General features: G+C 57.1%; 19 protein-coding genes and 1 pseudogene. 8 read left to right on the top strand and 12 right to left on the bottom strand.

Annotation, left to right across the window (positions count from 1 at the left end; all coding sequences use genetic code 11):
* Positions 1–23: 23 nt before the first annotated feature.
* Positions 24–800 (top strand): DUF7260 family protein, encoded by a 777-nt coding sequence (locus PSC72_RS11820; RefSeq protein ID WP_456071269.1) that lies wholly within the window; start codon positions 24–26, stop codon positions 798–800.
* 118 nt (positions 801–918) lie between these two features.
* On the opposite strand, the gene PSC72_RS11815 is transcribed toward PSC72_RS11820, so the two are convergent.
* Together PSC72_RS11815 and PSC72_RS11810 are read right to left on the bottom strand one after the other, a co-directional pair.
* Entirely contained in the window at positions 919–2,073 is a 1,155-nt protein-coding gene (locus tag PSC72_RS11815) for a multicopper oxidase domain-containing protein (RefSeq protein ID WP_274326076.1), read from the bottom strand.
* A gap of 209 nt (positions 2,074–2,282) precedes the next feature.
* Positions 2,283–3,032 (bottom strand): CPBP family intramembrane glutamic endopeptidase, encoded by a 750-nt coding sequence (locus PSC72_RS11810; protein ID WP_274326075.1) that lies wholly within the window; start codon positions 3,030–3,032, stop codon positions 2,283–2,285.
* Between the two features lie 149 nt (positions 3,033–3,181).
* On the opposite strand from PSC72_RS11810, the gene PSC72_RS11805 reads away from it, so the two are divergent.
* The 4 genes from PSC72_RS11805 (at position 3,182) to PSC72_RS11790 (ending at position 5,477) form a co-directional block, all read left to right on the top strand.
* The gene (locus PSC72_RS11805) at positions 3,182–4,150 is read left to right on the top strand and encodes a transcription initiation factor IIB (protein WP_274326074.1); all 969 of its coding nucleotides are present in this window, start codon (positions 3,182–3,184) and stop codon (positions 4,148–4,150) included.
* A 99-nt stretch (positions 4,151–4,249) separates the two neighbouring features.
* Positions 4,250–4,627 carry a winged helix-turn-helix domain-containing protein gene (locus tag PSC72_RS11800; protein WP_274326073.1) on the top strand — a complete coding sequence of 126 codons (378 nt, stop codon included), beginning with the start codon at positions 4,250–4,252 and terminating at the stop codon, positions 4,625–4,627.
* Complete coding sequence (locus PSC72_RS11795; protein ID WP_274326072.1) at positions 4,624–4,902, top strand: DUF7521 family protein; 279 nt, start codon at positions 4,624–4,626, stop codon at positions 4,900–4,902. Before PSC72_RS11800 ends, PSC72_RS11795 begins: the two co-directional genes overlap by 4 nt.
* The gene (locus tag PSC72_RS11790; protein WP_274326071.1) at positions 4,899–5,477 is read left to right on the top strand and encodes a hypothetical protein; all 579 of its coding nucleotides are present in this window, start codon (positions 4,899–4,901) and stop codon (positions 5,475–5,477) included. Before PSC72_RS11795 ends, PSC72_RS11790 begins: the two co-directional genes overlap by 4 nt.
* Before the next feature lie 87 nt (positions 5,478–5,564).
* Here the strand turns inward: PSC72_RS11790 and PSC72_RS11785 are convergent, their stop codons facing one another.
* From PSC72_RS11785 to PSC72_RS11755, 7 genes are all read right to left on the bottom strand, one after another.
* Positions 5,565–5,747, bottom strand: a complete 183-nt coding sequence (locus PSC72_RS11785) for a hypothetical protein (RefSeq protein ID WP_274326070.1) — start codon at positions 5,745–5,747, stop codon at positions 5,565–5,567.
* Positions 5,748–5,799: 52 nt separating this feature from the next.
* Entirely contained in the window at positions 5,800–7,215 is a 1,416-nt protein-coding gene (locus PSC72_RS11780; protein WP_274326069.1) for an aryl-sulfate sulfotransferase, read from the bottom strand.
* Positions 7,216–7,259: 44 nt separating this feature from the next.
* Positions 7,260–8,717, bottom strand: a complete 1,458-nt coding sequence (locus PSC72_RS11775; RefSeq protein ID WP_274326068.1) for an aryl-sulfate sulfotransferase — start codon at positions 8,715–8,717, stop codon at positions 7,260–7,262.
* A 127-nt stretch (positions 8,718–8,844) separates the two neighbouring features.
* Positions 8,845–10,041, bottom strand: coding sequence for a hypothetical protein (locus PSC72_RS11770; protein ID WP_274326067.1), 1,197 nt, complete (start codon positions 10,039–10,041; stop codon positions 8,845–8,847).
* A 342-nt stretch (positions 10,042–10,383) separates the two neighbouring features.
* A complete protein-coding gene (locus PSC72_RS11765) occupies positions 10,384–11,307 on the bottom strand; it encodes a cation diffusion facilitator family transporter (RefSeq protein WP_382261729.1) in 924 nt (307 codons plus the stop codon).
* Between the two features lie 7 nt (positions 11,308–11,314).
* Positions 11,315–13,906: a heavy metal translocating P-type ATPase gene (locus PSC72_RS11760; protein WP_274326065.1), complete on the bottom strand. Its 2,592-nt coding sequence runs from the start codon at positions 13,904–13,906 to the stop codon at positions 11,315–11,317.
* 687 nt (positions 13,907–14,593) lie between these two features.
* Positions 14,594–14,854, bottom strand: a complete 261-nt coding sequence (locus PSC72_RS11755; protein WP_274326064.1) for a hypothetical protein — start codon at positions 14,852–14,854, stop codon at positions 14,594–14,596.
* Between the two features lie 127 nt (positions 14,855–14,981).
* Between PSC72_RS11755 and PSC72_RS11750 the strand changes: the two genes are divergently transcribed.
* Positions 14,982–16,373: a hypothetical protein gene (locus PSC72_RS11750; protein ID WP_274326063.1), complete on the top strand. Its 1,392-nt coding sequence runs from the start codon at positions 14,982–14,984 to the stop codon at positions 16,371–16,373.
* A gap of 475 nt (positions 16,374–16,848) precedes the next feature.
* On the top strand, positions 16,849–18,051 hold the full coding sequence (locus tag PSC72_RS11745) for a hypothetical protein (RefSeq protein ID WP_274326062.1): 1,203 nt from the start codon (positions 16,849–16,851) through the stop codon (positions 18,049–18,051).
* A 161-nt stretch (positions 18,052–18,212) separates the two neighbouring features.
* On the opposite strand, the gene PSC72_RS11740 is transcribed toward PSC72_RS11745, so the two are convergent.
* From PSC72_RS11740 to PSC72_RS11730, 3 genes and pseudogenes are all read right to left on the bottom strand, one after another.
* On the bottom strand, positions 18,213–19,547 hold the full coding sequence (locus tag PSC72_RS11740) for an aryl-sulfate sulfotransferase (RefSeq protein WP_274326061.1): 1,335 nt from the start codon (positions 19,545–19,547) through the stop codon (positions 18,213–18,215).
* A gap of 79 nt (positions 19,548–19,626) precedes the next feature.
* Entirely contained in the window at positions 19,627–19,980 is a 354-nt protein-coding gene (locus PSC72_RS11735; RefSeq protein WP_274326060.1) for a hypothetical protein, read from the bottom strand.
* A 120-nt stretch (positions 19,981–20,100) separates the two neighbouring features.
* Positions 20,101–21,097, bottom strand: a pseudogene (locus PSC72_RS11730) (transposase).
* Positions 21,098–21,135: 38 nt separating this feature from the next.
* Between PSC72_RS11730 and PSC72_RS11725 the strand changes: the two are divergent.
* Positions 21,136–23,046 (top strand): Eco57I restriction-modification methylase domain-containing protein, encoded by a 1,911-nt coding sequence (locus PSC72_RS11725; RefSeq protein WP_274326059.1) that lies wholly within the window; start codon positions 21,136–21,138, stop codon positions 23,044–23,046.
* The last annotated feature ends 1 nt before the right edge of the window (position 23,047 follow it).

The raw sequence follows: 23,047 nt of genomic DNA, 5'->3' as shown, positions 1-23,047 counted from the left end.
ATACATGATCTGACCTGCTGGCTATGACCCTTGGATGCCCTTCTTGGCCGGCGTATCTGAAATCTGCTATCGAGAGCGTTCGGCGTGAGCGACGCGAGGTTGAATGCGAGTGTCGGGCTTTTCGACGGTTTCGCCAGCGCATCCAGAGCCTCGAAACAGCCACTCCACAGATCGAACAGCCATCCGTTGGAATGCAACAGGGACTCTCGTACGCGCAGCGGTCTGTCCGTGACGAGATAGAGCCGCATTATCGTGAGACCGTGATGGCAGTCGATCACTACGACAATGTCTACGATGATTCGTTAGAAGCGAGTATCAGCACGGAATTCGGGGCCGATGTTCTGCTCTTGATCTCGAAGGCATCGTCTTTTTCGCCGGTTATCAAACAGCGACTACTTGGTGCTGCTCAGCGGTGTATCGATAACCGTCGGCTCTTTTTAGAAACGCTTGAGAACGAATTTTCGACGCTCACGGATGCACAGTCCACAGTCCGGGGGATTCGAGACACGATTATAGAGATTGACGACGACGAATTACAGGATCTCTCGGCCACTCAATTAACCAGGCGATTTGAGAGGCTCCAATCACTGACCGACGAATGCGAGGAGTGGCTCCAACGACGACAAGACCAACTCCATACTCGCCATTCTGAACGGTCATCAGATGAACGTGGCTGCCCCGGTCTCTGTTCGTACCTGTACGAAACTTTGGAAATCAGTTATCCAGTATTAGCTACATTCACCAAAGTTATTGAGATCATTCACCGATATGAGCAACAGCTTCTCCGTATCCTGGCTTAGTCACCATCCTCCTCGAAGACGCATTCCAAGATATTCCTTGGAAAGGGTGACCTCAACTGTGGTCACAACTGAAATCAGTTCACCCGATTTCTATCATTTTCACGTTTGATGTAGGTATTTACTCGGAGTAGCCCGCGTACTCCATGAGCTGTTGGAAGATGTCCGTATCCATAACGGACCGATAGACCACTCCGGTGAGCATACCGCCGGGATAGAAGGTCCCGTTCATAACGTGGTTGACCTTGTGACAGTGCATGAGATAGATGCCGGGGTCCGCATCGGCTGTGAATTCGATCGTGTGTCGTTCAGCAGGGGCGACGTTCGTGACGTCCATGTCGTGTCGGGCAGCCTCCGGAATCGTCCCGCCGTCCTTTTCGACGCGCTGGAAGCGGTGGTTGTGGATATGCATCGGGTGAGACATGTATCCACCGTTGACGAGGTGGACACGTACAGAATCACCCTCCTCGACGATGATTGGTGAGCCCTGTTCGGGGTGTAGCGTCCGTGGCGCGCTCTTCCCGTTGACGGTGAACACGTCAGAATTTCGACTGGCCGAGTCATACGTGAAGTCTGCCTCACCGGCCCACTTCCTCGGGACTCGGGAATCCCAGTCTTTGATCGTCATGAAGTATTCGCGGTCGGCTGGTTCGTAGCCTTCGGGGTCTACCCGGTAGATCCCGTACATCCCCATGTCGATGTGGCGGTGGGTCTGGAAGTGACAGTGGTAGAAGTGTGTTCCCGGGACGTTGGCTGGGATCTCGTAGGTATGCGACTCACCTGGAGGGACCTGGATTCCCGTCGTCGTCGGAACGCCGTCGTTCTCCCATGTCTTGCGGACACCGTGAAAATGAATTGTGTGCGGGCGGCGGCCGTCGGTGTTGTCGAGTGTGACTTCCATTGCGTTGCCTTCCGTCGTTCGTAGGATGGGACCTGGCACGCTGGGATCGTTATCATCGGCCTGGAATGCCCAGACACGGGGGAACTCGACTGGGCCACCCATCGTTTCGAGCGGGTGGAGGGCGTGTTGCGCCTGCTGAGTTCGCATCGTCACCTCGCCTCCTTGCTCGTCGACGTTGACCACCGTTGGAGGACTGGTGTAGGGGAGGTCAGCCGATGTTGCCTGTGTTTCAGTTGGAGTGTCCGAAGTTGCTGCTGGTTCGTCAGCGCCGCTTGTCTGACAGCCCGCCAGCGCCGACACGCTGGTCACGCCGGTTGCAGCGAGAAATTCCCGTCGCGACAGCCCGGTTCCGGGGGCACCGAAACGTTTAGTCATGATACGTTCGACGTTTTGTAAAGCCCCAACATAGGGGAATGGCGGTGTCCTAATTCACGGGACAGCGCGTGGATATGTTCGGCAACAGCCGGATGGACATCGCAGGTAAATCTCTAATTTCCGAGGAAAGATTCTCACCATTCACTGCGAGAAGTATGTCATTCCGCGGTGGTGAGAGTAATTTTGCCGCCCGTATAATTGTCGAGCTATCACGTTCCGCCTGTCGCCGTCAGATATGCGCTCGCAAATTGTACCGCATTGTACGCACCGTGAATCACGGCCGGGACAGCGAGGTTGTCGGTGTACTCGTAGGTCGCGCCCAGTACCAGGGCTAGAGCGAATGCGATACCGACGTACACTAGTTTCCCTTCCCCGGTCAGCGAGAAGAGATGGATCGACGCGAAGAGGGCGCTTGCGAGAACGATCGCACGGGCCGGATGCAGCGTCTCTCGAAGCGTACCCTGAACCAATCCTCGATATAACAGTTCCTCGCCTGGACCGACTACCAGAAACGAAAGAGGGATGAGCAGCAGAAACACCGTTGGATTCTGTTGACCAATCGTGACGATTCGATTCTGTGCGGATTCGATTCCTAGCGAGGAGATGATCGTCGACGCCACCACAAGCAGGCCTAGGAGCGTAACTATTCCGGCGACTGTCACAGCAACATCGCGCCTGTCCGGAATCGTGAACGAGACGAAGTCGAAGCCAGAATCGTGAAATCTGAGATAGAGGATAGAGAGCCCTCCAAAGGTAACTCCTTGCAACAGGATTGTACTCAACACGAGGCGCAACGACGGACGAGCTGTGATATCGAGTCCAAACACGGCCAACAGCGTGGTCGCGACGGCGACGACGATCGAGCCGATGATCGTGGAGCCGTACGTGAGTCCAATCGCAGTCGCGACAGAGCGAACTCGTGAAAATGCTTCCGTCTCACCCTTTGTAGGACTGAACACTGATACGTGCGATTTGGTCATCTACGCGTAATAATAGCTCGCTGGCGCATTCCCAACAACTGGGACATCGCCCATTACTCATTTTGTAGACCCCCGATACTGGTGGTAACAGGGAACAAAGCCCGTGCAACCTCTCCTGGATCACCAGAATGACACAAACAAAATACGATTCCAAAAACGGACGAACACGTCAGTCTAACACGTTCCAAGAATCACTAGCTGGAACGACATGCCCGGAGTGCCAGGGGCGGGTTGTCCAGCACGAAGACCGTGGAGAAGCGACCTGTGCGGAATGTGGCCTCGTTCTAGACGAAGATACGATCGACCATGGTCCCGAGTGGCGTGCCTTCGATAGCGAAGAAGGTGACGAGAAGAGTCGAGTTGGGGCACCGACGACCCAACTCATGCACGACAAGGGGCTTAGTACCAACATCGGCTGGCAAGACAAAGATGCGTACGGGGAACGGTTATCCTCTCGGAAGCGGACCCAGATGCAGCGATTACGCACCTGGGACGAACGGTTCCGGGCGAAGGACGCTCAGGAACGTAACCTCAAACAGGCGTTCGGTGAAATCGATCGGATGGCGTCGGCACTCGATCTATCGGAACCGGTCCGTGAGACCGCTGGCGTTCTCTATCGCAGAGCGGTCGAAGAAGAATTGGTGATCGGTCGGTCCATCGAGGGAATGGCAACGGCGGCGCTATACGCATCCGTACGCCAACACGGGGCTCCTCGACGGGTAACTGAGTTCGCGGAGGTAAGTCGGGTTTCAAAAAAGCGGGTCCAGCGAGCGTATCTGTACCTCAAGAAAGAGTTCGAACTAGCGATAGAGCCAGAAGACCCAACTCAATATATTCCACAGTACGCGTCCTCGCTCGAAATCAGCGACGAAGCAGAGCACCTGGCCAGAGAGATACTCGATGTCGCGAAACGTGACAAAATCCACAGCGGCAGGAGTCCAGCCGGATTGGCAGCAGCAGCCATCTACGCCGCGGCCAATCTGACAAACGAGAAACTCACGCAGGACGCCGTCAGTACCGCTGCAGACGTATGTCGAGTGACGATTCGTGATCGGTACCAGGAACTGCTTGACGTGTACGCCGATCACGAGGGATGAGTTTCTGTCGACAGGAGTGCCCGAGATATAAGAAAGGGAATCAAATGCGACCCGTAAGAAATCGGATAGCATATTCGAGAGCGGATGCAAGATCGAATGATGGAGGACAATTCAGCGCTGTCGCCGGATGATACGTCTCTGACGGACGTACTCGATGCGCTGGACGACCCCGAATGTCGGGCGGTTCTCCGGGAAACAGCTGAACCCATGACTGCGACCGAACTCATCGACGCCTGCGATATCCCCAAATCGACGCTGTATCGGAAACTTGATCTCCTCGGTTCAGCGGACCTCCTCCGTGAGCGGGACATCATCACTCCGGGGGGCGGACGGACGACCAAGTACCAGCGAGATTTCGACAACGTAATGATATCGATAGACCAGAACGATTGTATTTCGGTCACAATTGATCGACCCCAACGCACTGCTGACGAACGGCTCGAGGACATCTGGTCTGCAATGGGGGATGAGCTATGAACGATATATTGATCGCGATCGCCGTCGTAAAGTCCGTCATCCTTCTGTTAGGTGGCGGAATTACTATAATCGCATTTAGAGCCTATCAACGGGCGAGAGACTCATCGCTTGGAGTCCTCGGCGTCGGGTTCGGTGTCATCACACTCGGCGCACTCGTCTCCGGCGCCGCAAACCAGTTCTTCGCCGTCTCACTCGAAACTGGCGTCTTCATCAATAGTCTCTTCTTGGCTGTCGGTTTAGCAGTCATCATGTATTCACTGTACATGCAGCGATGACAGCCGATCAGCCGCAAATCCCCCAATCAAGTCCGGCAACTCGTCGCCAGTGGAACCGTGCCTGGGATCCCATGGAGGGACTGGTTCAGTACTTTCTCGCAAGTTTTCTCTTGGCCTTCGTCGCGTTGATTCCGTTGGGATGGCTCGTCGGAGTGTATGCGCTCGTTAGTATCGTTGTGTTTCCGATCCTCGGAACACTCCTTGGATTGGTGGTCTGGAAACGTGCCTGTTCTGTCGTGGATGACTCCTATCGGGACGTCCTCGCTGCAGTCATTGAACTGAATACAAAGTCTGCGGATGGCTCCCAAGTCTGGGTATCTGGAACCCGTTGTGCTGGCGAACAGTATGGTATCGAGCCCGCACGAGAATATACATTCACCCGGGTCATACGAACCGATGACTACATTTCCATTGACGAAATCATGATAAGCCTTGCCCGGATGGAAACGGTGGTCCAGTCGGAGCAGATACCGATGGACAGGATTACCACCCTTTCGTTTGAACAAGGAGTACTCACTGTCAATTCTACGCGTGGTGTCTGGAATCTCTGTGATCTTGAACGTGTGGATAGTTAGTGGAATGGGATCAAATAAGCCGTTTGAGCGTGCCGAAATGCCATTTTAGACGTAGCCATCGGCAGAAACATCATCCGACTATCCGTGTCACTGGCTATAGGTGTAGATCGCTAATTCGCTTGCTCCATAACTTACTGCTCCGAGGATCCCCACGTAATACCACTCAAGCCCAAAAACTAGGCCAGCAATGAGAACAGAAACAACACCCAAGAGCAAACTGGCCCAGTGATCGTCTCCGACCAACGTATCCAACTGCTCTGAAAGGGGCATACTCGCTGTAATCGCGTCTGACACAAAAATCTCAGAGTTGGGATAGGGGGCGTTAAGCATCCTTTGTACTTGCTACTGCACGGCGCAGAAGGGCGACGATTGTTCGTCTCTGAAGAGTAATTTCGGTAATTGTCCATCCAATCAGGACCACCGCAGCCCCCGTCGCCGCTGCGAATGCCCACGAACCCATCCAGACAGGACGAATCCACGGCGTGATGTGCGACCATCGAGCAGCGAACCACCCACTGATACCAGCGAACGGAGTCCCAGCAGATGTCGACTCGACCCACTGTGCGAACGTCTGCTGGTCACCAGTCCCGGGGGTGAGCCCTGCACTACCCGAGATGTTGTACGACCCGGTCGCGTCCTGTTCGCTGACTGCCGGCCCACCGGGTTCGTCACCCAGCTGCATTCGCTCGGCCTCGTAGGTCCCCCAGGGGGCGTAGAACTCCCAGACGACCTCACCGTCTTGCGTAACCTCGATCACCCGGTGGTTGAGGGTATCCGTAACCAGCGTATTGCCGTTCGGCAGGCGGTCTGCATCGCGTGGCCAGTCTAACGATTCGATAGAGCCGAGCGTCCACGTTCGGGTCCACGACCCATTCTCACGGGCGTACTCGACGATGCGATCGTTCTCACTGTCGGCGACGAGCATCGTCGGAGTGCCGTCTTCCCCGCGGAGATACTGCGGATTGTGCTGTTCGTAAAGCGTCTCGAGGTCCCCGTCGGAACCGAGCTGCATCGAAACGTTCCCGGTCGAACGGTTCACCACGATGCTCTGGTCGAAATTACGCGGTGAGACGAGGTACCTTCCCTCACCGATCTTGTCGACATCGTTGACGTGCGTCCAATCTTCAGTGTAGTCTCCACCACCGCTCCGATTATAGCCGTGATTACGGAATCGCCATTCCCAGACGGTCTCGTTCTCGGAGCGGTCGTAGATGAAGATCCGGTCGTTGTTTCGCCCAGTCGTTTCGTTGTAGTTTCGCATGTTGGCGACGAGGAGTTGGTCGCCGTTGATCAGGTCGACGTCGTGTGTATCTTCGATATCGAATCGTTCGGTCCACAACGTTTCACCTGTCTCTGGATTCCAGGCTTCGACGATAGTCTCTCCCGGGCGGATCCCTGTGATTAGGAGGGTTCCGTTGCCAAGCGGATCGACGTCGTAAAACCAGGCGATTCCTTCGTCACTTCCATCGCGAACCCACTCGACGCTGCCGTTCGGCCCGACACCGACGAGTCGGGCGGGCTTCTTTGCGCTGCTCTGGTTCCTCATCTTGAAGCCCTGGACCGAGATGACTGTCGTACCGTTTGCCGGACGCTGGACCGTCCCCTTCTCGAGGTTCGGCCTATCGGGTGGCGTAACAGCCGCGACCCCCGTCGGGGTAAGGAGTGCGAGAACGACCACTCCGACGGCGAATCGAGCAACCCAGCGCCGGGTTCGAAATCGAGCGGGGAGATGTTGCATCAGAGTCCCTTGAATTTGGGTCATACTGTTTTTGATCACCGAGGTTAGTGACGTCGTGTGAACGCGTACCCGCCGAGAGCGACGATGGCCAGGAGTACTAGCACACCACCACCCAGCAGGAGCGGTGTCGGCACACCAGCGTCTGGAGTCGGCGTCCCGAGCGCGCTCTCATCCGACGGTAATTCTCGATTGTCGCCGGGATCGGAAGCGGTCCCGGCGGTGGCCGGCTCAGACCTGTCGGTCGGTGTGCCCACATTGGACGGGAGCAATCGACCACCGTCTTCGAGACGTATGAGATAGTTGTAGCATTGTGCCGCTCGTGTGTCGTTGACGCCGACACTGCCCGTCATCTCGTGGATACCTGTCGCGTTCAGTTGTCTGGCGCTCGGCCCAGACGATTCGTCACCGGTCCCGATGCGTTCGGCGTCGTACGGTTGCCAGGGTGCGTAGAACTCCCAGACGACTTCCCCCTGGGGAGTCACTTCGAGCAGTCTATCTCCGCGGCGGTCCGAGACAAGCGTGTTCCCGTTGGGCAGTCGATCCGCGTCTCGTGGTTCGTCCAACCCACCGCCTCGGAGTACCCACGTTTTGTTCCACGTACCGTTCTCGCGGGCGTATTCGACGACACGATCGTTGCGACTATCGGCAATGATGATCGACGGTCGCCCGTTCGAGCCCGTGAAGTAGTCCGGATTGTGCTGCTCGTTGAGAGTCGTGTAGTTACCGTCCGCTCCGAGTTGCCACTCCAGTTCCTTCGTCGAGCGGTTGATCGCGACCACCTGGTCGAAGTTCCGAACTGACACCATGAATGTCCCGTTGTTGATCTGCTCGACATCGTTGTTGTGCGTCCAGTCACCGCCATACTCTCCGCCGCCGTCCTTGGGGAACCGGTCCGAGTGATTGGCAAACCAGTACTCCCACGTGATCTCCTCTCTGGTGAGGTTGTAGACGAACACACGGTCCTCGCCGTCCTGACTCATGTCGTTGACGAGCAGCTCGTCGCCGTTGATCAGGTCGACGTCGTGGGAGTCGAGGACTTCGGGAAACTCCCGTATCGAAACGTGCTCTCCAGTGGACGGGTCGCTCTCTTCGATTACGGAGATCCCCGGTTTCGTCGTCGATAGCAGGAGATTTCCGTTGGCGAGCCGGTCGACGTCGTAATACCACCAGCGGTTGTTGGCCGAGCCATTGTGGACGCCGACCACCGATCCGTTCGGTCGGATTCCGAGTACCATCGCATTCGCCTTCTCGCTGCCGCGAGCACCCTGTATCGAGAGGAGCGTCGTCCGCTCGGGTCGGGTCTCCATCGTTCCGACGCAGGGATTTGATACCTGATTCGAAACCGCTCTCACCTCCGAGCGGTCTACTGGTAGTGTACTATCCGAGACACCGGAAGCGAAACCTGCGGAATGTCCGGTCTGTCCCGAGGCGATGACGGGGACCACGAGTATCTGCGCGACGAGGAACATGGAAAGCACCGCAGATAGCCGAGCTCGGTCCATCAGTTGAGCCACCCTACTAACGCTGAAATATGTTTTCTGGCCGTCCATCGAACGACCGACGAGAATCGCCTATCGGCACTACCCATCGCGTTCTGCCAGTTTTGGACAGGATTCTGACTCATTGGCTTTAGATAAATCGACCGACCAATTTTCTCGCGCTGGTACGGAAACCGTATCGAGACCAGCGAATTTCGAACCCACACCAGGTGAGAAGGCTCAGTACAGCGACGACGATGAAGCTCAATTCGGCAAATCGGACCCACGAAGGCCCGGCGTAGAGTGCGCCGTTGACGGGCAAACTGGGCATGAAGCGCTTGATCGACAGCCAGACCGACGAGTCGATCCCACGATCTCGATGTGTGATAGTGCCGGGAGAACCTCGTAGTTCTTGCATACTTTGACCGCCGGCACTCTCGTCGCCAGTCCCGAGTCGCTCTGCTTCGTATGGCATCCCCACCGTGACACTCCAGACGACCGTTCCATTCGGTGCGACTTCCGCAACGCGGTCCCCGTGTGTATCGGAGACCAGCGTGTTCCCGCTCGGGAGTCGGTCTGCGTCGCGGGGCCACTGGAGCCGACTGTCGTGCCACCCCCAACTGCGCGTCCACGAGCCGTTCTGTCGCTGGTACTCCAGCACTCGAGAATTCTCGGAATCGGCGACCGTTATCGCGGGGCCACCGCGACTAGCGGGGATATAGTCGGGATTGTGTTGCTCGTAAAGGATACTGTAGTTGTTCTCTTCGCCGAGCGTCCAGTCGGACTGGACGCCTTCACCTGGTTCGACGAAGACGACCCGATCCATATTCCGGACGCCGACCGTGAACCGGCCGTCATCGAGTACTTCGACATCGTTGATGTGCGACCAGTCTCCCTCGGCACCGCCGACGTTCGGAGGGAAATACGACGAGGCGTTCCACTCCCAGACCGTCTCGTCGCTCGTCGTATTGACAACCCGGACGCTGTCTCGAAGGATGTCCGCGATAGCAACATGCGTCTCGTTGATCCGGTCGACGTCGTGCCAGCGTCCTGAGAATATCTGCGGCGTCACTTCGCCATAGATCTCCCGTTCTTCCCCGGTCGAGAGATTGAGCCGTTTGTAAACGTTATATGTACACCGTTCAGTACGCACGGTTCGGCAGTCGTCTCCGTTGAGATGCTTCGACGCCAAGTACTCGACGGTGTACTGGGTGCCCGGGACCGGATCGACGTCGAAGTACACGCGATAGGTGCTGTTGTAATACAGGACTCGACCAGTCTCGGAGAACGCGACGAGTTCTGCCTCTTCGTCGGATACGTAGAAGCCTTGCGTACTAACCACGGTCACGGTACCAATGTCGTCACTGACTTCACGTGTCGAGTTGTTTGCTCGTGCTCGTAACGACGAGTGAGCCGCGTCATCTGATTCCGAACGGCCCGTTTTCTCAGACGCGACCGACGTCGTTCCGTCTGCCGGGGGCGCGGTATACCCCGAAATGTTTGCGGATGCGGGTGAGTGAGTTTCCGCGAGGTTGGGTTTCGCCGTGGCATAGCTGACTGCAACACTACCGATGGAAAGAACGACGAGGAGGGCGAAAAATAGCCGGAGGAACTGCTTACGGGACCCAATCATATGTTATCGAGATGATTCCAATATAATATAGACTTTAATATTCTTCGTGGGATGTGCTCAATGGGCGTGGCGATCATCGGTATTCAGTTGATCGCGGGAGTCGAGTACCTCGACGGTGACGTGTTCGATCCCGTGCTCAGCGAAGCGGTCGTGGATTCGCTGCTGGAGGACACTCCGCGAATTGGCGTCCGGGGAGTCACTAACCACCCGAACGGTACCGACGGTAAGTTGGCTACAGACTTGCCAGACGTGAAGGTCGTCGACAGTGTCGACCCCGTCAATCTCGGTGAGTATCTCTCGCAAATCCGCCGGCGACGTCGGACTTCGTTGCAAGAGGATGGACGTACTCTCCCAGAGCACTTTCCCGGCCGACCAGAGCACGAGCAGTCCGATAAGCACTGCCGCGGCGGGATCCGCAACGGGTAGATCGAATACTGCAACGGCGATCGTCGAGACGATAACCGCTACTGAGCCACCGGCGTCACCGAGCAGGTGGTAGAACGCGCCGCGTTCGTTGAGACTCATCTCGCCACCCTGCAAGACGTACACCGAACCGAGATTCACGAGCAGGCCACCTGTCGCAATGACGAGTGTCAGCCTGGCGTTAATCGCGATGGGGTCGAGAAAGCGCTGATAGGCCTCCCAGACGATGTACCCAACCATCGGGACGAGTAAAATACCGTTCAGAAACGCCGCGATCGGTTCCAGGCGGTGTAATCCGTAGGACCACCGCTCGCCACCTTCGAACCGTTCCGCCGTGTAACCCGCGCTGAAGGCCATCACGTACGCGAGCATGTCGAACAGCATGTGAAACGCGTCGCTGATGAGCGCGACCGACCCGAAGAGGAGACCGCCAGCTAACTCCACGACGAATCCCACGAAGTTGATGACTGCGACGAGCGCGAGTTTGCGCGTACTCGTCCCCTGATCCGCCGTCGACTCGCCAGCGCCGCTCTCGTGGCTGTGGTCTGCGTGTGCCATCACTCGATCACGCCGTTCCGGTATCGGCTGTCTCAGTACGGTCGTCTAGCAGCTCATCGGGACGTATCCGTGAGAGTCGCATTGCGTTGCCGGTGACGCCCAGCGTCATGCCCGCATCACCGATCAGGACGGCCGCCCAGATTGGGACCAGCCCGAATGGAACACCGGCTGCGAGGGTCGCCTTCGCTGCGAGACTCGTCCAGATGTTCTGCCGGATAACCCCGTTCGCGTCGTGCGAGAGTTCATAGAGGTACGGGAGCCGCGAGAGGTCGTCGCCCATCAGCGCGATGTCTGCGGTTTCGAGGGCCGTGTCAGTTCCGGCGGCGCCCATCGCGATGCCGACACTGGCTGTTGCGAGCGCGGGGGCGTCGTTGACACCGTCGCCGACCATTGCGACGCCGCCTTCCGTGTCCGCATCGAGTTCCCGGATCGCTTCGACCTTTTCGTCGGGGAGTAGTTCGGCACGGTACTCGTCGACGCCGACCTGCTCGGCGATGGCCTGGGCCGTCCGCTCGTTGTCGCCAGTGAGCATCACGACTCGGTCGATACCGAGTTCGCGAAGGCGGGCAACGGCACGCTTCGCCTTCGGACGGACCTCGTCAGCGACAGCGATGACGCCCTCGAGATCGTCCTCGGTGCCGACAAGCACGACCGTCTTGCCTTCGGCCTGCAGGTCGGGGACGACGCTCTGGAGGAGGTCGAGACAGCGGTTTTTCTCACAGAGCTGCTGGGTCTTTTGGGTGACGAGCCCGCCGTCGGTCGCCGCGTGGACGTGGTCCAGATCGAACCCGAGTTCGTCGAAGAATCCGGGCTTGCCGGCGTAGTGGGTGACGCCATCGAGGTCGGCTTTGACGCCTTTCCCGGTGATACTCTCGAAGTCGTCGACCTCACGGTCGCTAGCTCCCCGTTCGGTTGCTCGCTCGACGATGGCCTCTCCGATAGGGTGTTCACTCCGGGATTCCAGCCCTCGCGCACAGCGAAGGACGTCCTCCTCGGTGTTGTCACCGAGCGGGATGACGTCGGTCACAGTGAGTTCGCCTTTGGTGAGTGTCCCGGTCTTGTCCATGGCGACGGCGTCGACTTCGCCCATCGCCTCCAGGTAATTGCCGCCCTTGATCAGAACCCCGTTTTTCGCTCCGCTGGTGATCCCGGAGACGACGGAGACCGGCGTCGAGATGACGAACGCACACGGACAGGCGAGCACGATGAGCGTGAGGCCGTGGACGAACCACGTCTCCCAGGCGCCCGTGAACGTGTAGGCGAACCCGGCGAGTTCGAGCGTGGCACTTCCGTCGATGACCAGTGGCGGCACGGCGGCCGTGAGGACGGCAAGGGTCACGACGACCGGCGTGTAGTACGCGGCGAAGCGCTCGACGAACTGCTCGCGCTCGGTCTTGTTCGACTGTGCGTCTTCGACCATCTCGACGATTCGCGAGAGCGTGTTGTCACCGGCCGCGGACGTGACCTCGACTTCGAGATAGCCCTGTTCGTTGATCGTGCCCGCGTAGACCTCGTCGCCTGGCGTCTTGTCGACGGGGACGCTCTCACCGGTGATCGGCGCCTGGTTGACGGCGCTCTCGCCCTCGACGACTTCGCCGTCCATCGGGATCTTCTCGCCCGGTTTAACGACGACCACGTCGCCGAGCTGGACCTCGTCGACGGGGATGGTAACTTCCTCACCGTCGCGACGGACAGTTGCCTCGTCGGGTGAGAGGTCCATCAACTCCTGGAGCGAGTTGCGAGCCTTGTCCATCGAGTACCGCTCTAAGAGTTCTGCGACGCTGAACAGGAAGGCGAGCGTCGCCGCCTCCATATAGAGTTCCTCGCCGAAGGCGAGGCTGACCAACACAGCGCCTGCGATGGCGATACTCATCAGGAGGTCGATGTCGAGGTTCCGATTGCGCAGTGAATAATACCCCCCGCGGATGATCTCCTGCCCGCCGAACGCGACGGCCACGAGGAAGAGCAGGTCCGCGACCGACAGTGAGATGAGCGACGTCGTCACGATACCAGCGTCGAACCCCGTGAGGAGAAACTCGACGAGGAGACCGAAGACTGTGAACCCGCCGCTGATCCAGGTCTTGAGCGCCCGACTGCTTCGCCAGATACTGTCCGATGTGGCGACATCGCCCCGCTCGTCCGTGTCCTGACCCGTAGCGTCCGTGACCTCGTATCCAGCGCTCTCGATCGATCCGGTAACGCCCTCGGTCGTCTGTTTCGAGCGGTCGTAGGAGACGACGACCGTCCCCGTCGTCGGCTGCGTCTGATAGGAATTGACGCCAGCAGTGGATTCGAGCGCGTTTTCGACTTTGCCAGCACAGGAGGCGCAGTCCATCTCGGGCACTGTGTAGCGCTCTGTCACCTCATCGAGACCCGACTCGACGGTGTATCCGGCTTTCTCGACGCGTTCGGCCACTGCCTCGGCGCTCGTTGCCTCCCCGTCGTAGGCTACGGTGAGCGTGCCGGTCGTGACCTGCGGATCGATCGATTCGATACCCGCAAGTTTCCGGACGCTGTTTTCGACCTTGCCTGCGCAGGACGGACAGTCCATCTCGGGGACCGAGAGCTGCACCGTCGACTCCGCTTCGAGTTCCCCCATCGGTTCGGAATCGGCATCGGCACTGTGACCGTCGTCATGTCCATGTTCGTGGTCGTGGTCCCCATGGTCATGTCCATGATCGTGGTCGTGGTCTCCGTCGTCATGTCCATGTTCGTGGTCCTGAGACGAATTGACATCGTCCTCGAAAGAAGTGTCCTCGGACGTATCGGTCATTATTATCAGGTCAGCCCTCGAAATATATTAATGCCGCTGCTACAATACCGCCCAATTTTAAGATTTATTAATACCAGAGTGCGGCTCAATTATTAATTTGTGCGTAGTCTGGGTACGAGCCACTCCAGAGAGACGGCGGGGCGGGCCGTCGATAGATCAGTCGCTCATTCGAATTTCGTGGTACGATCCTGTCTCACGTTGAGGTGGTCATGGCATCTCGTATCGCGAGGCAATCGACGAATAGAGAACCAATGCGAGCGTAAGAAGACCGACCGAACCAGCACCGAAGAGTGCCAGCCACCCCACCGATGGCTGAAATCGGAAGACGAAGAGGTCGATTCGAGCGTTCCCGGGAGGAATGACGAAACCGATCAGCGCACCCAGACAGACTATCACAATGAGGACGCCCGAAAGAAGGTAAACGACCGCCCGTTTACCAGATCGCGTCGTTCGAGAGTCCGTTTCGTCACTGTCGAGCGCGGATCCGTGGTTTCCAGCTTCCGTCATCCTCGATTATTCTCCCTCGGCAGACCGTTCTTGAGCGTCAACGGTTTCGGTCTCCCAGACGGTTTCTTCGCTACTATCGGGTGCCTGAAAGTCTAACGGGCTGAACCAGATGTACCACGCCGTGATGATAGCAGTCCCGTAGCCGACTGGCCAGACAAAGGCACTAAGCGTCGTCAACCCCGCTGACTGGAACATGTTCTCGAGTATCCCGGCAAGAATGATCAGGACCACCAACGCGAGTCCGGTTACAAGGTCCACGCGATCCATTTTTACACTGTTAATTTACGCTGTCTCGGTTGTAAATGGCTCGGAACCGAGATCAAGGGGGATCAATGGGGTTCAGGTCCACCATATATCGAAACATAGAGGACCGATTGGAAGATAGGATCGGATAATGGATCAGGGCAAGCGGATAGCAGTCCAGACCACAGGATTTGCGGTCGTTCTCACAGCCCTGATTACGGCATTTTCAGGCGTCGTGGCGGCACATGGAGGTGCCGTTGCTGGCGCACAACGCAAGCCGTTGCAGATCCCGTTCTGGTTGTTCGTCTCTACGGGCGGGGGTGTCGTGGGAGCGTCGTTTCTCCTCGCAAGTTTCGTGACGGATAGGGCGTTTATCGACCGCATCCATGACGCCCGACAGCTCGTCACGATTCCGATTCGGTTGCCGGCGGTCAAACGACGCCTGACGGGAGCGATCGGGATTCTCTTTTTAACGGTCACGGTAGCCGCTGCATTTCTCGGCCCACAGGAGTCGATAAACTTCGCCATTCTCTTCGTATGGGTCGTCTGGTGGACCGGGTTCACGATGCTCACGTACACGGTCGGGAACGCATGGCCAGCGCTCAACCCGTGGCGTGCCATCCTCGGGGAAACGCACGGGAAGTTCGACTACCCTGACGAATTCGGCGCATGGCCGAGCGTCGCCGGTCTCCTCGCGTTCGTGTGGCTGGAGGTCGTTAGTCCAGTGAGTGAGAATCCTCGGGTTCTCGGCCTCTTCGCCATCGGCTATACCACGTTCACGCTCCTTGGCGGCTATCTGTTTGGCGCAGACGCCTGGTTCGAGAACGCTGACCCGATCTCGAACGTGTTCCGATACTTCGGTGCCGTTGCACCGGTCGCGACACGTTCTGACGGGGTGGAGTTCACGTGGCCTGGTGCGCGGCTGTCAGAAGTGGGGCTCATCGACGGAGCTGACGACGCGGGATTCGTACTTGCGCTCTTGTGGGTCACGACGTTCGACGGTCTCGTCTCGACTCCGACCTGGACGTCAGTGACGCGGGCGGCCGTTGAGCGAGGTGCCCCACCGCTCCTGTTCTACCTCGCGACCCTCGTGGTTGGCTATACGCTGTTCCTGTGGGCGTACTTCTGGGCGAGTCGGTTGATTGCGAAGTACGCGGAGACGTACCGCTCCCCGACGTATCTCCGGGACCGGTTCGCCGCGTCTTTGCTTCCGATCGCCGTCGGCTATCATCTCGCACACTACCTCGGCTACTTCCTCTCACTCATTCCGACGTCCCTGGCCGTCTCGGTGAATCCATTCGGAAGTGTTTCTAATCCACAAGTACTCGTCATTCCGCCTTGGTTCGGTGGCCTCTCGATTGCGTTCGTCATACTCGGCCATCTGGTCGCGATATGGGTCGCTCACGCGACGGCATTCGATATCTTCCCGGACCGACTCCAGGCGATCCGGAGTCAGTATCCGATGGTCGGCGTCATGGTTTTCTATACCATGTTGAGTCTCTGGATAGTCACTCAGCCGAGTACCGCTCTTCCGTACCTATGACGATGGACGAGAGAGAGACCGACAATCAGTGCTCGTACTGTGAACGGCGATTCAAACGAGAGCGACATCTGGCGCTCCATCTGGGACTCTATCACGAAGAATCGCTCACTGATACACAAGCGGAGGCCTATCGAGCTGCAAGGGAAGCAGAACGACACGAGCTTCGCCTGTTTCGACTCAAGGCACTCGTGACTCTCGTCTTGCTATATTTCGGCCTCTTGATGGCGTTCGCTGCATTCGCGTGAGCGGCCGTTCGCCTTCGATGTCCGAGATTTCAGATTTTCTGTGAAGTACCTCGGTACAAGCCCCGAGGCAGTCCATTTACTACTGATAGAGAGCCGGTCTCGGGCGACTCCCGAAATTCGCACGTCTGGAACGAAGAACGTGCTGGTCGTGGTGGCAAGGTTCGTTTGCTGTCCGGCAAGTCGCGGCCCGATCAAGCCACTCAAGACGGAGGAAATGGAAGGTCCGAGCGATGGGAGGACCAGCAGACCACGACACAAAACGTGAGACAGGAAAACGGGAGTATTCCTCCCGTCGCGGATCCACCCAACTCCTTCTTTGTGGCTCATTGGCCCTGCTCGTTCTCTCGCAGACACCCGTGGTGTCGGCCCACGGCGCGACTGCGACCGGCGGCCTTTCGCAGAGTCACGGGCTTCTCGTGGCACTCGTCGGCGTCGCTACCGTCTGCCTGGGTATCGTGCTCAAACGAACAGACCGACTCACACCCACCTCTGCCCTCTCAGTGGTATTTCTGGGCCTCGCTGTCACGGTTCTCGGAACGATACTTTTCGAAGGACTGTCACCGGACCTGACATATAGTGCCAACTCAATGCCGTTTTCGCGGTCACTGTATCCCGTAATCGGACTCTCGACTGGGATGGTCATTGCCATAGGAAGCTTCGTCATCGGATGGCTCCGCTGGCCGGATCGGCCTCAGTATACGTTTCTCGGTATACTCCTCGGACTCTGGATTTCCTACCCCTATCTGCTTCCCGAACCTGCCAGCTATACGCATCCACTCGGATACGTGATCGTACTCGCGACCCCACTTCTGGTCGGCTATATCCTCTGGACGGACGCGGGGCACATACTCCGTGCAGTCTGGCGTGACCCGGTCGCTCGTCGCTTTGGGGTCGGCGTCGGATTACTACTGGGGGGATTCTTCCTCTCTGTGACTGGGTACCTCTCGTTTTTCCCCGATGAAAATGTCCCACACCAGACCAACGTCGAAGTGCTTCCAACGGTATATCAACTCGTCAAGTGGCCCACGCTCGAAATTCTGATGCCCCACGTCCCGTTCTTCCTGGCGCTGTCTCCCGGACAGCTCATCATCGTCGGGTTATTGAGCGCACTCATCAGTGTGAACGCGATGCTCATTGCTCGACAGTGGCATCTCGAGGAACGAGCCGGTATGACCGAAGGGACGGCTGGCAGTGCTGCGATAGTGGGAACGTGTACGTGTGGCTGCTGTGGGCCAATTGTCGCCAAAATAGCCGTACTCGTTGCTGGCCCCTCTCTTGCGGCGCCGCTTTACTGGGTGTTCGTCGATACGGCATCACCACTCAGTGCACTGTTTCTCGTCGGGAGCGTCGTGTTGTTCACCGGAACGCTCCTCTATTCGGTCAACACGCAAAGGCAGGGCAACTGGTCTCCGACACCTGCCCCGTCTGACTGATTTGATGGAACAACGACCGCAACCGCTCGGATGGAACGTTGGCAGCCGCTGCGAACCAGTTCATAAATCAGCCACTCACCGACATTGTTGAGGTCAGGAGGAGACTTCTCATACAAGGACAGTCAACTGCTGTTCCGCTGAAGTCGTTGTTTTATCCAGTATTAATCTCTGGTTCGCCAGCGATCGATACCGCCACCTATGACGAGTCCCAGTGACACGAGAGTTGCCGCGAGATGGAGCTCTGCGAACCAGTACGGAACCACACCGACTGCCCCTCGAATACCGGTTATCGCGACTGTCAGTACCGGAATGTCCGACCCTGTGTCTGCTTCGTTGATCTGACCGGTGGCATTGGCAATCGGAACTCGACGGTCAGAGTCAGATACGTTTGTGGTATTGAAACCACCAGCATATTCGCCGACCGGAAGCCGATCGGCTTCGTATGGGATATCACTCTCGGTCCCGATCCCCCAGACAGCCTGACCGGTTTCGTCGACTTCGACGACGCGTTTGTTGAGCGAGTCTGTGATCAGTGTGTTGCCATCCGGGAGACGGTCCGCATCTCTCGGCCAGTCAAGAGGGTTTTCAGCTGTTTTTCGAACGACCCAGACAGGTTCCCATGATTTGTTCTCTGTTTGTTGAAGTTCGACGACGCGGTCGTTTTCGCTATCGGCGACGAGCACAGCATCGGAACCGAGCCACTGTGGGTTGTGCTGGTGGTTGAGGACTGCCGGATCACCACAGCGGACATCCTCGTCACCGTCGAAATCCGACAGCTCTCCATCCTTGGTGCAGGACTCATCACTACCGCCATCGTCTTCGTTGATCACTTCAACGACGCCCTGGCCACGTTCGACCACGACCAGTTGATTCGCGTTTCGGACCGACACGAGGAACCGATTCTCGTCAATAGCGTCGACGTCGTTAATGTGCAACCAGTCTCGTGAGGTCGGGTCATCGGGCGCGTCGTAGAACGATGACGCACGCCACTCCCAGACCTGCGTACCGTTGTCGACGATAGCGATCCGTTCCGCATCCATGTCGGTGAAGGCGTACGTCCCGTTGTCGATCCGGTCCACGCCGTGGACTTCGCTATTCGTCAGCGATGCCACGGGGAAACTGTATTCGGAGATGACCTGTGGACCTGACGACCCCGATGGGTCGATGTGACGAAATCCTGTGCGGGCACAGGGTGACTCGAGGTCACCACACTCTGTCGAGCTCTCGTTTGCAAAGGCGGCCAAGACCGTCCCGTCGGGTAATCTCGAGACTTCGAAATAGCCGTCTGCGCTCGATTCGCGCCACACTTCATCGCTGCCGGCGTAGAAACGAACGTTCCCTCCGGTGACCCATCCACCCTGAACGCCGACGAGCGTCTCGGACTCATCGCCAGTCGTGATCTCGCGGTCGGGTGCGGTGACAGCACCGGCGCTCAGCGTCACCAGAAGCAGACCGGCACCCACGAGTGCGAGAGCGGTGCCACGGTCGATGGTCATTAGCGAGACACAGATCGAACAGGTTGTAAGTTTTCGGGTATAGATTCCGAAGCGACGAACGGTCGCTTATTGACGGTCCTCACCAGTCGCTGTCATCGAATTCATCGCGACTGAGCGCGAGCAAGATGACGACCAGAATGTCGACCGGTACTGACACCTGAAGTAGAACCATTCCACCGAGAGTAACAGCGACGATTCGAAAGAGTGGGCGTCTCTTGCGGGTCCAGATCCCTGCGAGAAGGTGTGCGATACCACCGGCCACCCCGAGCACGGCCAGCAGAATCTTGTAATTAGCTGGCAAGACCGATACCAGTCTCGATGGGGGTGGAATAACGAAGACCGCGATACTGAAGACGAACGCCAGTATCCCGACTGCTATCAGGAGACTCGTGGCAACCCGCGGAAGACGCTGACCGTTGACGGCCCACTCCATCGCTCTGTTTCGGCCAATAGCCCCAGATGATATATCGGTACCGCTCACGGGGACCCGTCCCGATCGTCATCGACCATCGATCTCTATTGTTCACGACGCGAGGGTGTCATAGAATCCATCTCATACCGTGATGACGGTGCTTCCCGGATTGTCACCTCGTTCGTAGTTGGTGACGGCGACGACGAGTCGAACGCAGAGCGCAAGGAACACCTGCGCTCGGGCGTGGACGCGGCCTCGGGCGCGTAGCGTCCCGAGGCCGCAGTCCTTGACCGCATCGTTCGTTCGCTCGACCTGACTCCGGCGGTTGTACGTCTCGTCTAGGATCGACTGTTTGAGCTGAATCTCGTCACTGTGTTTCTCGATGCGGTCTTCGACTCTGTACTTGATATTGAGCGGATCGTCGGTGTTTCGCGGGTTGTACGGGGCGATTGGCACGACTCCTGCGGTCAGCAGGAGGTCGTGCCAGTCGAGCGTGTCGTAGGCGCTGTCACCGAGCATCCAGATCGGCTGGGCGACGGCGAGCGCGTCACGGGTGACGCGCATCGCCGTCTCTTCTGCGGCTTGTTTGCTCTCGGTGAACTCGGCTGCAATCGGGATCTTTGCGCCGGTTGAGACGATCGTACAGCCGTAGCCGTAATAGTACTCCTCAGCGGTTGGGTCGTAGTTCTTCGACGCATCTGGGTCGGATGGCATCGCTCGCACGTCCGTCGAATCGATTCGGTAGGTCATGTCGAGCAGGCCGCGGGCGGCGGCCTGCTCGACGAGGTGGTCGAAGACTTCGTCGACGACGTGTTCGAGGTCGGTGAGGAAGCGATCGACCGCGTCTCTTGAGGGCGGTCGATCGAAGCCAGCTGAGCCAGACGACCGTGTTCTGGAGTTCTCGTGTGACCGGGCGAATGCCGTAGATGTCCTTGTAGTAGCAGTGGAGGAACGCTCGGAAGAGTTCTGGTGGGTGGTGGTCTCGTGTTCGCCCCCGGCGAGCGGGGGCGAACACGTCGAACTCGCTGAAAAAGTCGAACTCAAGATGCTCGAACAACGCGAGCGTCTCGGTAGCCACGACATTGAAGAACTCGTCGATAGAACCCTCTTCTTGCAGGGTGCTGGCGCTCGTAGACACAGTTCCAACACCCTGCGTCCTCGTGTGTGAGGCTTTCTATGACACCCTCATCGGAGGCCATTAAAAAACACCGTGAGGCTGATACGAGCAAAGAAGCGACTAAGTGGAGGAACAATGCCGAGGAGCTGATTGAGAAATACAGAGAGGACTTCGATAGTGAACTCCAGTCGGAGTTCCACTCAGCAGGACTTGATAAAATCGGCAAAGATGAGTTAAGTGACTTCTCTCCTTTCCACTGGCCACTTGAATTCCCATACGTCTGGGATGACGGTGGGTTCGACATCATCATTGGTAACCCTCCTTGGGAGGTTCTTACGTCCGACCGAGACGAGTACTTCACAAAGCACGACCCCGAGTTCAGGACTCGAAGTAAGTCAGAAAAGGACTCGAAGCAAGAGGAACTCCTGGAAGACGAGAGTATCGCACAAGGTTGGGAGGAACATCAGGAACAGAGAAACACGCTGTCAACCTTCATTACGAAAAGTTCCCTCTACCAACTCCAATCTCCAGATATTGGTGGACAAGGGAAGCACGATCTTTCAGCGCTTTTCCTTGAACGAGTATTTAAAATTTCGAAGGATGAATCCTACGTATCCCAGATACTTCCGAACAAAATTTTTGTTGGTACCAATTCTCGCGATCTACGTGAACAACTCCTTACTAAAACTGCCTTGAGCAATATCATCACGTTTGAGAACAAGGGGATATTTGACATCGACGACCGGCACAAGTTTGGAATCATCACATTCAAGAACTCCGGTAATACCGATGTCCTTCACGGGAAGTTCCTTCAACGAAATACCGACGTCCTTCGAGATATTGACCAGAATGCACTAAATATCCCGCTGGACGTTCTGAAAAAGTACTCCCCTAGAGTTCGTATCTTCCCACAAGTTCAGAGTCAAGAAGAACTGGAGTTGATTAAGAATATCATCAAGCATCCGAGTATGAGCGATAGCTCGGAGGACGGGTGGTATATCGACATCTACAAGGAAGAATTGAATCGCACACGTGATTCCGACAGGTTTGTTGAATCCGAAGAAGAGGGGGACTATCCGGTCTATGGCGGTGGGAATTTTTGGCAGTACGAGTACGACAATAGCCTACGAGATGACCTCAGCGACCCTTCATTCTGGAGCGTCGAGGAGGATGTCAATCCGGAGCTAAGTGCGAAACACCGTATTCGGAAGAAGGACAGGAAGCGGCTCAAGACTACGATATATAACCGGTTCGATGGCACGGGATCGCAGGTAAGCTTTGTCGATGATCTACTCGAGGAACATGGTCGAGGGCCACTATCGGTTGATGATGTTTTACTCGACTGTGCCAAGCCACGGCTAATCTTCCGTGAGATCTCGAACACGACCAACGAGCGGAGTTTCATCTCTACCGTAATCCCCGAAGGTATCGTCTGCCATCACAAGGCGCCGGTAATTCGCCCCCATGAAATGAACCCGGAAGAAGAGAATCTCCCTGAAGAACCGCTTCACAGCGTATACGAACCCATATTCGAGGGCAAGGAACTGTTCGTCGCCCTCGGACTCCTGAATAGTATCCCGTTCGACTACTTGGTGAGGACTAAGTTAGACACGAGTATGTCGATGAACGTAATTGAAGAGGCACAACTCCCACGCCTCACAGACGGTGATGAATGGTTCCATTTCATTGCCGATCGCGCGGCCCAACTCAATTGTTACGGGGAGGGTTTCGAGGAGATCCGGGGACAGTTAGGCGATATTGAACCGGTAACTGAGTCTCAAACACGGCGTGAGCTTCAGGCAGAAATCGACGCTGGTGCGTTCAAGGCCTATGGGTTAACTGAGAGAGAAGTCCGATTTGTTCTCGACGATTTCCACCGCGTCAAAGATCCCCGGATCATGACTGAAGACTATATTGAGATGGTATTCGAGAAATTCGAACAGTTGGAAGAGGAAGATCCCAAACCATAAC

This window comes from Halosimplex aquaticum (assembly GCF_028747785.1).
Classification (GTDB): Archaea; Halobacteriota; Halobacteria; order Halobacteriales; family Haloarculaceae; genus Halosimplex; species Halosimplex aquaticum.
This window is presented reverse-complemented; position numbering and strand designations above follow the sequence as displayed.

Excerpts from the sequence above, each read along its gene's own strand:
- PSC72_RS11820 (WP_456071269.1), top strand. The coding sequence starts at position 24 with ATGACCCTTGGATGCCCTTCTTGGCCGGCGTATCTGAAATCTGCTATC.
- PSC72_RS11815 (WP_274326076.1), bottom strand. The coding sequence starts at position 2,073 with ATGACTAAACGTTTCGGTGCCCCCGGAACCGGGCTGTCGCGACGGGAA.
- PSC72_RS11805 (WP_274326074.1), top strand. The coding sequence starts at position 3,182 with ATGACACAAACAAAATACGATTCCAAAAACGGACGAACACGTCAGTCT.
- PSC72_RS11800 (WP_274326073.1), top strand. The coding sequence starts at position 4,250 with ATGGAGGACAATTCAGCGCTGTCGCCGGATGATACGTCTCTGACGGAC.
- PSC72_RS11795 (WP_274326072.1), top strand. The coding sequence starts at position 4,624 with ATGAACGATATATTGATCGCGATCGCCGTCGTAAAGTCCGTCATCCTT.
- PSC72_RS11790 (WP_274326071.1), top strand. The coding sequence starts at position 4,899 with ATGACAGCCGATCAGCCGCAAATCCCCCAATCAAGTCCGGCAACTCGT.
- PSC72_RS11785 (WP_274326070.1), bottom strand. The coding sequence starts at position 5,747 with ATGCCCCTTTCAGAGCAGTTGGATACGTTGGTCGGAGACGATCACTGG.
- PSC72_RS11780 (WP_274326069.1), bottom strand. The coding sequence starts at position 7,215 with ATGCAACATCTCCCCGCTCGATTTCGAACCCGGCGCTGGGTTGCTCGA.
- PSC72_RS11775 (WP_274326068.1), bottom strand. The coding sequence starts at position 8,717 with ATGGACCGAGCTCGGCTATCTGCGGTGCTTTCCATGTTCCTCGTCGCG.
- PSC72_RS11765 (WP_382261729.1), bottom strand. The coding sequence starts at position 11,307 with ATGGCACACGCAGACCACAGCCACGAGAGCGGCGCTGGCGAGTCGACG.
- PSC72_RS11760 (WP_274326065.1), bottom strand. The coding sequence starts at position 13,906 with ATGGGGGAACTCGAAGCGGAGTCGACGGTGCAGCTCTCGGTCCCCGAG.
- PSC72_RS11755 (WP_274326064.1), bottom strand. The coding sequence starts at position 14,854 with ATGGATCGCGTGGACCTTGTAACCGGACTCGCGTTGGTGGTCCTGATC.
- PSC72_RS11750 (WP_274326063.1), top strand. The coding sequence starts at position 14,982 with ATGGATCAGGGCAAGCGGATAGCAGTCCAGACCACAGGATTTGCGGTC.
- PSC72_RS11745 (WP_274326062.1), top strand. The coding sequence starts at position 16,849 with ATGGGAGGACCAGCAGACCACGACACAAAACGTGAGACAGGAAAACGG.
- PSC72_RS11740 (WP_274326061.1), bottom strand. The coding sequence starts at position 19,547 with ATGACCATCGACCGTGGCACCGCTCTCGCACTCGTGGGTGCCGGTCTG.
- PSC72_RS11735 (WP_274326060.1), bottom strand. The coding sequence starts at position 19,980 with ATGGAGTGGGCCGTCAACGGTCAGCGTCTTCCGCGGGTTGCCACGAGT.
- PSC72_RS11725 (WP_274326059.1), top strand. The coding sequence starts at position 21,136 with ATGACACCCTCATCGGAGGCCATTAAAAAACACCGTGAGGCTGATACG.